This window comes from Clostridium sp. (assembly GCF_047718555.1).
Lineage (GTDB): Bacteria > Bacillota > Clostridia > Clostridiales > Clostridiaceae > Clostridium_I.
Genome location: NZ_JBDNRK010000026.1, coordinates 1 through 12,325 on the forward strand (window position 1 = coordinate 1; position 12,325 = coordinate 12,325).

General features: G+C 28.0%; 9 protein-coding genes, 2 tRNA genes and 1 other annotated feature. Of the genes, 10 read left to right on the forward strand and 1 reads right to left on the reverse strand.

Annotated elements, in window-relative coordinates; all coding sequences use genetic code 11:
• Positions 1–58: 58 nt before the first annotated feature.
• From ABF633_RS11700 to serS, 10 genes are all read left to right on the forward strand, one after another.
• Positions 59–135, forward strand: a tRNA-Ile gene (locus ABF633_RS11700).
• Between the two features lie 3 nt (positions 136–138).
• Positions 139–214: transfer RNA gene (locus ABF633_RS11705), tRNA-Ala, on the forward strand.
• A gap of 225 nt (positions 215–439) precedes the next feature.
• The gene (locus ABF633_RS11710; RefSeq protein WP_415523931.1) at positions 440–928 is read left to right on the forward strand and encodes an HDIG domain-containing metalloprotein; all 489 of its coding nucleotides are present in this window, start codon (positions 440–442) and stop codon (positions 926–928) included.
• Positions 929–987: 59 nt separating this feature from the next.
• Entirely contained in the window at positions 988–1,503 is a 516-nt protein-coding gene (locus ABF633_RS11715) for a transcription repressor NadR (RefSeq protein WP_415523932.1), read from the forward strand.
• A gap of 143 nt (positions 1,504–1,646) precedes the next feature.
• A complete protein-coding gene (locus ABF633_RS11720) occupies positions 1,647–4,352 on the forward strand; it encodes a UPF0182 family protein (RefSeq protein ID WP_415523933.1) in 2,706 nt (901 codons plus the stop codon).
• A 95-nt stretch (positions 4,353–4,447) separates the two neighbouring features.
• Positions 4,448–5,314 (forward strand): L,D-transpeptidase, encoded by an 867-nt coding sequence (locus ABF633_RS11725; RefSeq protein ID WP_415523934.1) that lies wholly within the window; start codon positions 4,448–4,450, stop codon positions 5,312–5,314.
• 227 nt (positions 5,315–5,541) lie between these two features.
• Positions 5,542–5,740 (forward strand) — a binding site (T-box leader).
• A gap of 123 nt (positions 5,741–5,863) precedes the next feature.
• Positions 5,864–6,937: a pyridoxal-phosphate-dependent aminotransferase family protein gene (locus tag ABF633_RS11730; protein ID WP_415523935.1), complete on the forward strand. Its 1,074-nt coding sequence runs from the start codon at positions 5,864–5,866 to the stop codon at positions 6,935–6,937.
• 115 nt (positions 6,938–7,052) lie between these two features.
• Complete coding sequence (locus ABF633_RS11735) at positions 7,053–7,970, forward strand: D-2-hydroxyacid dehydrogenase (RefSeq protein ID WP_415523936.1); 918 nt, start codon at positions 7,053–7,055, stop codon at positions 7,968–7,970.
• A gap of 17 nt (positions 7,971–7,987) precedes the next feature.
• Complete coding sequence (locus tag ABF633_RS11740) at positions 7,988–9,229, forward strand: DUF1015 domain-containing protein (protein ID WP_415523937.1); 1,242 nt, start codon at positions 7,988–7,990, stop codon at positions 9,227–9,229.
• Between the two features lie 355 nt (positions 9,230–9,584).
• A complete protein-coding gene (serS, locus tag ABF633_RS11745; RefSeq protein WP_415523938.1) occupies positions 9,585–10,865 on the forward strand; it encodes a serine--tRNA ligase in 1,281 nt (426 codons plus the stop codon).
• Positions 10,866–11,018: 153 nt separating this feature from the next.
• On the opposite strand, the gene ABF633_RS11750 is transcribed toward serS, so the two are convergent.
• Positions 11,019–12,317 carry an ABC transporter permease gene (locus ABF633_RS11750; protein WP_415523939.1) on the reverse strand — a complete coding sequence of 433 codons (1,299 nt, stop codon included), beginning with the start codon at positions 12,315–12,317 and terminating at the stop codon, positions 11,019–11,021.
• Between the last annotated feature and the right edge of the window lie 8 nt (positions 12,318–12,325).

Genomic DNA, 12,325 nt, shown 5'->3' on the forward strand with positions numbered 1-12,325 from the left:
ATGTGCTGATGGTACTGCAGGGGTAGCCCTGTGGAAGAGTAGGTCGATGCTGGGTAATGGATCTTTAGCTCAGTTGGTTAGAGCAACCGGCTCATAACCGGTTGGTCCGGGGTTCGAGTCCCTGAAGGTCCACCATATGGGGGTATAGCTCAGCTGGGAGAGCATCTGCCTTGCACGCAGAGGGTCAAGAGTTCGAATCTCTTTATCTCCACCAAACAGTCCATTAGGGCTGTTTTTTATTTTACTATAAAATTAAAAGACCTTTCTTATATATTTTATAAGAAATTATCTTAATTATTAATGATTATTTAAAGTCAGTATTAATGTGAAGTTTTATCTATTTTCCATAATACTGGCTTTTGTTTATATTAAAATATATAATATTTTTAAGAGAAATAAATATAGTATATTCTATTAATTTAAGTGAGGTAGACTTTTAATGTTTTTTTATAGAATAAAACAATTCATCTTATATATTAATGCAAAGCCTACTAAAGATGATTTTAAATATATAAAACAAAATTTAAATAATAATGAATTAATGTTATTTAAAAATCTTTCTCTACATGAACAAAAGCATTGTATAAATGTGGCTAAAGATATTGAAAAAATTTGTTATGATAAGAAAATAAATTCTTCTTATTTAATAAAAATAGCATTATTACATGATATAGGAAAGATAAAAGGAAATTTAAATATTATAGATAAGTCTATATTGGTAATTTTAGATTATTTATCTAAAGGAAAAATGAGAAAATTTAATGGTGTAAAAAAAATTAATATATATTATAATCATGGTAAAATAGGAGCGGATATTCTAAAAAAATATGGATATGATAAAAGATTTCTATACTTAATTGAGAATCATCATAATAAAATAAATAATGATGAATTAGAAATAATTAAATTTTGCGATAATAAAAATTAATTAATAAATAAATCATTTTACTAATTGAATATAAGGTAAAATATTTTGGAGGTAAACTTATGAATTCTTATGAAAGAAGAAATTATATAAAAGATATTTTACAGGAAAAAGAGGATCCATTAAAGGGTAGTATGTTAGCAGAAAAACTTGGAGTTACAAGGCAAATAATAGTTAAGGATATAGCTATATTGAGGGCAGCTGGAATTGATATTATTTCCACTCCAAAAGGATATATAATATCTAAAAATAAAAGTAATAGAATAAAAAAAGTTATAGCAGTGTGTCATAAGTCAGAGGAAATAGAAGATGAGCTTTTAACTATAGTAAAATTTGGTGGAATAATAGAGGATGTGATTATTGAGCATAAGCTTTACGGAGAAATAAGAGGAATACTAATGATTAAAACCATTTTCGATGTAGAAAATTTTATATCGAAGTTGAATAAATATGAAGCTGAACCTCTATCAATTTTGACTGGGGGTGTTCATATTCATACTATAAGTGTAGAAGATGAAGATTCTCTAAAAAATATATTAAATGAATTAAATAAAAAGAGATATTTGGTATCTGATTAGTATAGTATATAATATATGATTAAAAGAGATTTAATTGATGAAATTTATCCGATGACTAGTTGCTGGATAATTCATCTAAACTTTGTGGAAGTACAAACTTCCACAAAATAAGATTCATTGATAAATTAATGGAGAGTGATGTTTTGAAAAAGCAGATTATACTTGTAACTACTATTTTTTTTATAATAGTTGCTTTAATATTCTCTGACAGAATAGTAAATTTTATAATAAATGTTCAGTGGTATAAGGAAGTGGGATATTTATCTATATATTTTACAAAATTATTTTCTGTACTAAAATTAATGATTCCTATGTTTGCAATTTTGTACTTCGTATTTTATTTATATTATAAAAGCATTAGAAAGAGTCTCATCACTTATAGAAAAGAATTAAACGTTGAGATTAATAAAAACAAAATGGAAAAAAGAATTTTTATTATAATCAATTTTATAATATCTTTTGTAAGTTCCTTCTATGTTTCTTCTAGGTATTGGTATAAAATATTACAATTTCAAAGTTCATCACCTTTTAATATAAAAGATCCAATCTTTAATATAGATATATCCTTTTATATTTTCAAATTACCATTAATAGAATCATTGTATAGAGTTATCATGATTTTATTAATATTTTTAATTGTTATAACATTTAGTGTATATTTTGTACTACTTACTAGAGATAGATATATGTATGGAAAAAATAAATTTAATAGTATTCATAATTTCAAATATATAAAAAGTGGAATAACTAAGTTTGCAGGAAGGCAGCTTGCAATAGTTTCAGCAATAATATTTATAATGTTAGCTGTTGGATACATTATAAAAGGATGGAATTTAGTTTACAGTTCTAGGGGAATATCCTTTGGGGCCAGTTATACTGATATAAATGTGTCTTTATTATTTTTTAGATTAATTGCGTTAGTATGTTTAATTTCGTCAGTTATTACTGTTGTAAGTTTATTAAAAACTAAAGTAAGACCTATAATTATTTCTATTACTTTAATAATCGTTCTTGTGATTTCTGAAAATGCCATTTCATTTATGGTACAAAATGTAATTGTAAAATCAAATGAGAGAATTTTAGAAAATAAATATATAAAATATAGTATGGATTTTACTAAAAAAGCATTTAATTTAGATAAAATTCAGATAAAGCCATATGGTATTAAAGATAGTTTATCACAGGAAGATATAAATACTAATATGGATACTATAAATAATATAAAATTAAATTCCTTTAGACAATCTTTAGAATTTTATAATCAAGTTCAAGTATATAGATATTATTATAATTTTAATGATGTTGATGTAGATAGATATGATATAGGTGGAAAACAGACAGAGGTTTTTATATCACCAAGAGAGATTGACCAAAATGCACTAACGGGTAATGCTGGAACATGGCAAAATAAACATCTTAGTTATACTCACGGATATGGCCTAGTAATGAGTAAAGTAAATTCTATTACTAGTGAGGGACAACCACAATTTCTAATGAAGGACATACCTACCAATAATAATTCTGGTATTACTTTAGACAATCCAAGAATTTATTTTGGAGAAAATACAAATGATTATGTTATTGTTAATAATAGATTAGGAGAATTTGATTATCCAAAGGGTAGTTCAGATACAACTTATAATTATAATGGAAAAGCTGGATTAAAGGCCAATTTTATAAATAGATTATTGTTTACAATTAACAAGAGGAATTTTAATTTTATAGTTTCTAACTCTATAAATTCAAGTAGTAAAATTTTAATCAATAGAAACATATTAGACAGAGCACAGAAAATAGCACCTTTTTTAACTTATGATAAAGATCCATATGCCATTGTATATAATGACAGAATTTATTGGATAATGGATGCTTATACTACTTCTGATAGATATCCGTTTTCTCAGCCTGTAAATAATATAAACTACATAAGAAATTCAGTAAAAGTTGTGGTTGATGCTTTCAATGGTGACATTAATTTCTATCAGATAGATAAAGAAGACCCTGTTGCCAATAGCTATAATAAAATTTTTAAAGGATTATTTAAAGATGTAAATACACTTCCACAAGGAATAAGAGAACATTTTAGATATCCAGAGGATCTATTTAATATGCAATGTAATATATTTGATAAATATCATGTAACAGATCCTAGTGTTTTTTATAATGGTGAAGATTTGTGGTCCGTTTCTGAAAATCAAAAAAGCATAAATGGTGCAAAAAGTGTGAATGACTCATCTTATGTTATTATGAAACTTCCAGATGAGAAAAAGGAAGAAGCTGTTTTACTTGAATATTTTAATATGAAAAATAAAGAAAATATGGTAGGTATACTTGCAGCAAGAATGGACGGAAATAGCTATGGAAAATTAATCATGTATAGTCTACCAACAGAAAAAACTATATATAGTCCTTATTTATTTAAACAAAGAATAAATCAAAATCCTGATATATCTAAGGAAATAGCACTTTGGAATACTCAGGGGTCAGAGGTTCAATTTGGAGATACGTCAATTATTCCTATAAATAATTCACTGCTTTACGTGGAGCCGCTGTATTTAAGAGCTCAAGGTAAAAATAGTATACCAGAAGTAAAAAGAGTTATATTATCTTCAGGAGAAAAGTTTGTAATGGCACCTGATATAGGTAGTGCTTTAAAACAATTATTTAATAATAACGATGAGAATAATGCGGTTGACACAAGTGAAAATAAATCTGTTATAAGTGATGAAAGATTAAAGCAGGCTAAGGATATTTATGATAAAGCAATTGAGTCACAAAAGAATGGAGACTGGGTAAAATACGGTGAGTATATTAAAGATTTAGGAAATGTACTAGAAAATAATAAATAAAAAGCTTACTAATTATAAACTTTATACTAATATGTTTAAAATTTATTTAATGGTTAATAATGTTAAATATATTATAGTATTTGGAGAATATTAGGATGAAGTTTAAGAGTATTGGTAGATTTTTATTATCATGTTTAATATCTATAATTATGACTTGTTTTTTTATTATGGTGCCGTCATTTTTATTTGGATCTGTATCAAATCAGGATAAGGCAATAGAAACTTCTTCAAAGGTTGCAGATGAAAATTCTATTAAAAATCAAGTAATAAAGAATATGCAAAATCAGATAAAAGACAATATATCTATATTTTCGCTTAATGACTGTTTCAAAAAAACATATTATATAAGTCAAAATGGTATAAAAATGTATAAAAAAATTGGAGATGAAAGTAGTTTAATAAAATGTTTAGACAGAGATAGTGAAATTGTAGCCTATGAAGAAAAAGATGGATATATTTATTGTGAAGATAATTTTTCAGTTAAAGGATGGGTAAAGAAAGATAATAATAATTTAAAAGCTATGCCTCTTGAGTTTAGTAACTATATAATAGACGTAGATCTAACAAAACAGATTGTTAATATATACAGCAATGGAAATGTTATAAGAAAAAAGATTGCTTGTTCTACTGGCATATTAGGTAATGCGGATACCGAAACTCCTGTTGGTATTTTTAAAGTAAAGAAAAAATTAGTTTATCCAAATGGACTTAAGCTTAATAATAATGATGGAACAAATGAAACAGTAATGTATCCTGTGCAATTTTTTTCAAATTATTTAATACATTCGGTTCCAATTGATGAAATTCAGCATAATAATAAAGTAGAACAAGAAGAAAATAAAGTAGAAAAATCAAAACTTGGAAAGACTGCTTCTCATGGATGTGTTAGAGTATCTATGGATGATGCGAAATGGATATACAATAATACTCCACAAAATGCTGAGGTTTATATACATTACTAAAATAATTGTCAAATTGCTTTAATTTTATATTTATAAAATTTTTAAGATAATAAAATAATTAATATTATTTATAAAATTTAACTTTTATATGTAAGATAATTGATAAATTATATTTAAATAGATATATATTAATAAAAATATGATTATTATGTAAACTAAAATTAGAAAAATAAATATAAATTATTATTGACATAGTATTTTGGTGAGCATATAATGATAATAAATTTATAAAACCTGTGAAGAGAATAGTAACTTGATGAAATTTTTAGAGAGTCGATGGTTGGTGTAAATCGATAGTTATCATTTAGTGAATCCACCTCAGAGGGATTGCGATGAGCAATACGGTATTAATAGCCGTTATTTAAATTAAGAGGATCAATTTATTTGATCAATTAGGGTGGCAACGCGGAGCCTTTCGTCCCTTTATTTGGGACGAAAGGCTCTTTTTATTTTCCGGAGAATAAAAAGGTCTACTTTAATAATTCCAAAATATATAATATTTGGGGCAATATTATAAAAATATTTATTTTATTAAGGGGGCAATAAAATATGCATAAAAAATTATTTATTCCAGGGCCTGTAGAGGTAAGTGAAGATGTACTTTTAAAAATGGCAACACCAATGATTGGCCATAGAGGTAAAGATGCATCAGAACTTCAGAAAAGAATAAGTGAAAAATTAAAAATAGTATTTAATACAAAAGAAGAAATATTACTTTCCACATCATCTGGAAGTGGACTTATGGAAGGTGCAGTTAGATCTTGTACTAAAAAGAGAGCAGCAATATTTTCAATTGGAGCTTTCGGAAAAAAATGGTATGAAATTGCAAAATGTAATGGTGTGCCTGCTGATCTATATGAATTTGAGTGGGGAGAGGCATTGAAGCCTGAATTTGTAGATGATGTTTTAAAAACAGGGAAATATGATTTGATTACTATTACTCATAATGAAACTTCTACAGGAATAATGAATCCAGTTGAAGAGATTGCTAAGGTAGTCAAAAAGTATCCAGATATAATCTGGTGTTTAGATACTGTAAGTTCTATGGCTGGTACGAGAATTGATGTAGATGAATTGGGAGTTGACATCTGTGTAACATCTTCACAAAAAGCTCTAGGATTACCTCCAGGAATAGCAGTATGTTCATTTTCAACTAGAGCAATAGAAAGAGCAAAACAAGTTGAAAATAGAGGATTTTACTTTGATCTTTTGAAATTACATGAAGCTATTATAAAGAGAAATTATCAATATCCATCAACACCATCAATTTCTCATATGTATGCTTTAGATTATGCTCTTGATAAAATGTTAGAGGAGGGCATGGATAATAGATTTAAAAGGCATATAGAGATGGCAAACTATGTAAGAAATTGGGCTGAAAAATATTTTGATGTGTTTGGCGATAAAAATCATCTTTCCAATACTGTTACTGTAATAAAAAATACAAGAGATATTAGTATAGCTGATTTGAATAAGGCTCTAGGGGAAAGAGGTCTTACTCTTGCAAATGGTTATGGAAAAATAAAAGATAAAACTTTTAGAATTGCTCACATGGCAGAATGTTCATTGGATGATATCAAAGATCTTATAGAAAATATAAATGATATACTGAAATTGAAATAAATCTGAGATAGGCAAGTAATCTTTCTAAATGTGGCAAGTAATAAAATATTTAATTGGTGCTAATGTTTTGGATTACTTGCTTAATTCAATAATAAATTTTTGGGGGGGCAAAAACATGGTAAGAATATTGGCTAATGATGGAATGGAAAAAGGGGCAATAGACGCATTAGAAGAAAAGGGTTATGAAGTTTTAAAAGATCATTTTGAGGGCGATGAGCTTTTAAAGCAAATAAAAAGTATAGATTGTCTGGTTGTTAGATCTGCTACTAAAGTTAGAAAAGATTTAATTGATATAGCAGCTAGTACTGGAAAACTTAAACTTGTAATAAGAGGTGGAGTTGGAATTGATAATATAGATGCTGCTTATGCACTAGAAAAGGGTATAAAGGTTAATAATACTCCTAATGCAAGCAGTATATCAGTTGCAGAAATGACCTTTGGGCATATGCTGGCTGTTGCAAGAAAAATTCACTTATCCAATGTAACAATGCGAGATGGTAAATGGGAAAAGAAAAAGTATGAAGGTACTGAGTTATATGGAAAAACTTTGGGACTGATTGGTTTTGGAAGAATAGCAAAAGAAGTTGCAAAAAGGGCTGTTGCCTTTGGTATGAAGGTAATTTATTATGATATATGTACTACAGAGAATAATGAAAAATTTATCTGTACTAATAAAGAAAGTGTTTTAAGGGAATCAGATTTTATATCACTTCATATTCCTTATAAAAAAGGAGAACCTTATGTTATAGGGGAAAAGGAATTTGAAATTATAAAAGATGGTGCTTATATAATAAACTGTGCCAGAGGAGGCGTTATTGACGAAAATGCATTAGTTAAAGCTTTAGACAACGGCAAAATAGCTGGAGCGGCATTAGATGTATTTGAAAAAGAACCTCCTGTTAATGAAGCAATAATAAAAAATCCCAAAATATCTTTAACTCCTCATATAGGTGCTGCTACTGTAGAAGCGCAAGGTAGAATAGGAGAAGAGATTGTGAGTATTGTAGAAGATTTCTTTAATAATAAGAACTAATTTTAGGAGGAGTTAAAGTGGTTAAAATTAAGTCTTTCAATGCACTAAGGCCCCAAAATATATTTGTGGAAAAGGTAGCTGCTCTTCCTTACGATGTTATGAATTATGAAGAAGCTAAAAGAATGACAGAAGGAAATCCCTATTCCTTTCTCCATGTGGATAGAGCAGAAATAGATTTTAATGAAGTAATAGATCCATATGATCCAAAAGTATATGAAAAAGCAAAGGAAAATCTAAACAATTTAATAAATAAGGATGTATTTGTTAAAGATGGTAAACCTAATATATATATATATAGGCAGATAATGAATGGAAGAATTCAAACTGGAATAGTAGGCTGTACAGCCATAGATGATTATATAAATGGAACTATAAAAAAGCATGAGTATACAAGAGAAGATAAGGAAAAGGATAGGATAAATCATGTAGATAGCTGTAATGCAAATACAGGTCCTATATTTTTAACCTATAAAAAGAATATAGAAATAAGTAATATAATTGATAATGAAACAAAAACCATTCCATTATATAATTTTACTACAGAAGATGAAATTACTCATATTGTATGGGTAATAGAGAAAGAGGAAATAATACAAAAATTAACTAGTTTATTTGAAAAAGTTGATTCTTTATATATTGCAGATGGCCATCACAGGGCAGCCGCCGCTGTTAAAGTTGGTGTAAACAGGAGAAAAGAAAAGATAAATTATGGAAATGAAGAGTTTAATTATTTTCTATCAGTTTTATATCCTGATAAAGAATTAAAAATTTTTGATTATAATAGAGTGGTTAAAGATTTAAATGGATTAACATTAGAAGAATTGTTAAATAATATATCTGAAAATTTTGAAATAGATAAATTAGATAATGAAAGTGCGTTTAAACCTAGTGAAAAACATACTTTTGGTATGTATGTTGAAAATTCATGGTATAAATTAAAAGCTAAAAATAACACTTTTAACGATAAGGATGCTGTAGAATCATTAGATGTTTCTATTCTTCAAAATAATTTATTATCTCCTGTTTTAGGTATTAAAGAACCAAGAAAGGATAAAAGAATTGATTTTGTAGGTGGTATAAGGGGCATTGAGGAACTGGTTGAAAGAGTAAGAACTGATATGAAAATAGCTTTTTCATTGTATCCTACTACCATAGATGAACTCATGAGAATTGCAGATGAAGGAAAGGTTATGCCTCCAAAATCCACCTGGTTTGAGCCTAAAATAAGAAGTGGAATATTTATACACACCTTGGATTAGTTTTAGGCATGTGAAAAGAAATAATAAATCGAAGATTATAGCATACTGACTAATTATTTCTTTGGAATATGCCTTGTATATAAAAAATTCTAAAAGTAGTGTCCTTTATACGTTTGATTTGGTATTATAATTGAATTTTTAGTATATAAATGATAAACTAACATGGTGAGTTAAAATATTGTAAATATTTTAGTAATAAATTGTAATTAATAATCTATGTTTAATATTGTTTGTTAGTTAATGTAATTAATAAATTTTATACAAATTGTGATAAAAATTTTTATATAATATTTTTAATACCCTTAAGCGGAAGGAGGAATCTATAAAACTTATAGTAAAGTTTTATAGTAACATTATGTTAGATTTAAAAAGAATAAGAACAAATCCAGAGGAAATCAAAAAATCACTTTCTAATAGAGGTGAAGATTTTGATTTAGGTGATATTGATAAGGTTGTAGGTCTAGATGAGAAGAGAAGAAAAATTCTTGTAGAGGTTGAAAATTTAAAGAGCACAAGAAATAAGGAATCTGGAGAAATTGCAAAGTTAAAAAGAGCCGGTGAAAATACAGATAGTCTAATGGCTGATATGAAAAAACTTTCTGAAGAGATAAAAACTTTAGATGGAGAAGTAGTAAAAGTAGATGAAGAATTAGATTATATAATGATGAGAATACCAAATATACCTCATGAAAGTGTACCAGAAGGTAAATCTGATGAGGACAATGTTGAAATAAGAAAATGGGGAGAACCAAGAAAGTTTGATTTTGAATTAAAAGCACATTGGGATATTGGAAAAGATCTTAATATATTGGATTTTGAAAGAGCAGGAAAAGTAACTGGATCACGATTTACTTTTTATAAAGGTCTAGGTGCAAGACTGGAAAGATCAGTTATAAACTTTTTCTTAGATACACATGTTGAAAAGCATGGTTATACAGAAATTCTACCACCATACATGGTAAATAGAGATAGTATGACTGGAACCGGTCAACTTCCTAAATTTGAAGAGGATGCATTTAAGGTTGAAAACAATGGGTTTTTCTTAATTCCTACCGCAGAAGTACCTGTTACAAATCTATTTAGAGATGAAACGCTAAAGGGAGAAGATTTACCTATAAAATTTGCTGCGTATAGTGCATGTTTTAGATCAGAGGCTGGTTCAGCTGGAAGAGATACTAGAGGGCTTGTTCGCCAACACCAATTCAATAAAGTAGAGCTTGTTAAATTTGCCAAACCTGAGCAGTCCTATGCAGAGCTTGATAAACTTACTGCAGATGCAGAAGAAATACTTCAGATTTTAGGTATTCCTTATAGAGTAGTTAGAATATGTAAAGGTGATCTAGGGTTTACTGCTGCAATAAAATATGATATTGAAGTTTGGATGCCAAGTTATAATAGATATGTGGAAATATCAAGCTGCAGTAATTTTGAAGATTTCCAGGCAAGACGTGCCAATATAAGATATAAGGAAGATGCTAAATCTAAGCCACAATTTGTTCACACTATTAATGGTTCAGGATTGGCTGTTGGTAGAACTGTGGCCGCTTTACTGGAAAATTATCAAAATGAAGATGGAACTGTAACTATACCAGAAGCTTTAAAAGCATATATGGGCGGAAAAGATTTAATAAAATAATATATATAATTTGCAATTAAAATTGTTCATTTAATAAATAAAATTTAGTTAGAATTTGTTTAGATGCAATGAATATGATTTATTGCAATATATAATTAAAAAACAACTATGAAAATCATGTAGTTTTTATTGATTTTTATAGTTGTTTTTATTTTATTCAAATCGTAAGGAATCTACAGGATTTAATTTTGCTGCTTTTCTAGCAGGTATAATACCTGCAATCATAGCAACTACTATAGTAAATATGATTGTAAATAATACGGTAGATGCATGTATATCTACTATTTTCATGCCTTCTTCAAAACCGCCTATTTTATTTGCAATAAGTATTTTATTAATGGCAGTTCCAATTATTAAGGCAATTATAGTACCAGCAGCAGCCCCCACAAAGCCAAGGCTTCCAGATTGAACTATAAACATTCTTCTTATATTTTTTCTAGAGGCTCCCTGTGCTTTCATTATGCCTATAGATTTTGTCTTTTCATATACTGCCATTGACATGGTATTGATAACTCCTATGGAAGCAACTAAAAGAACTATAACTCCAGCAGCTGTGAGAAGAACTTTAACAATAGTCAGCATATTATTCATTTGATTTGCTTGGGAAACATTTGATTGAGTTTTATAACCTAATTTTGTAATAGAATCATTTACTGCTGAAGCTTCTTCCATAGATTTAGCTTCAATTTGTGCATTTGTATATCCATGCTTATTTAAATAGTCGCTATCATTCATGTAGTAGTTTTGAATTTTTGAAGCTAATTCATCAGAAGCAGTAATAGTATATCCACCACTTTTGAAAGCTTTATTCACTACACCAGCTATTTTTGACTTTATTATAAGAGGATTTTTTTGTGGAACACCTTCTATTACAGGAAGAGAAACTTTTATTTCTATGTCAGTTCCAATAACATTTTTGTAATCTTTTATTCCCATTTTATCCAGTAGGCTCTGGCCTATAAGTACAGAATCCTTATTGCTTTGTTGCAATATTTCCCCAGCAATAATGGGATTTGAACCATATTTTCCAACCTTTTTCTTATCAGCGTTAACTTCATTTTTTTCTCCATCAGTAAATATAGAAAAATTTAAATTATTACCATTTATATCAACTTTTTTACTTGTTTTATTTTGTAAAGTGATTTCTGTGGCTGTTGTATTTATGGATGCTGTAACTTCTGAAACTCCATTTATGTTTTTAAATTTGTTAAGATTACTCACATCTATTATCTTACTTTTAGTATCATTTCCAGAATTATTTATGGATATTGTTCTAAAAGAATCTACTTGTTTTATTTGATCGCTGCTTATTGTTTGAATGCCTTGGCCAAGTCCTCCCATTACTATTACTAGAAGAGTACCTATAGCTATACCAAAACAAGTGAGGCTTGTTCGAAGCTTTCTTTTGTTAAGATCACTGAAAGCCATTTTTATACAATCAATTAATTTCATTTAAATCA

Coding starts and splice junctions, on each gene's coding strand:
- ABF633_RS11710 (WP_415523931.1), top strand. CDS start 440: ATGTTTTTTTATAGAATAAAACAATTCATCTTATATATTAATGCAAAG.
- ABF633_RS11715 (WP_415523932.1), top strand. CDS start 988: ATGAATTCTTATGAAAGAAGAAATTATATAAAAGATATTTTACAGGAA.
- ABF633_RS11730 (WP_415523935.1), top strand. CDS start 5,864: ATGCATAAAAAATTATTTATTCCAGGGCCTGTAGAGGTAAGTGAAGAT.
- serS (WP_415523938.1), top strand. CDS start 9,585: ATGTTAGATTTAAAAAGAATAAGAACAAATCCAGAGGAAATCAAAAAA.
- ABF633_RS11735 (WP_415523936.1), top strand. CDS start 7,053: ATGGTAAGAATATTGGCTAATGATGGAATGGAAAAAGGGGCAATAGAC.
- ABF633_RS11725 (WP_415523934.1), top strand. CDS start 4,448: ATGAAGTTTAAGAGTATTGGTAGATTTTTATTATCATGTTTAATATCT.
- ABF633_RS11750 (WP_415523939.1), bottom strand. CDS start 12,317: ATGAAATTAATTGATTGTATAAAAATGGCTTTCAGTGATCTTAACAAA.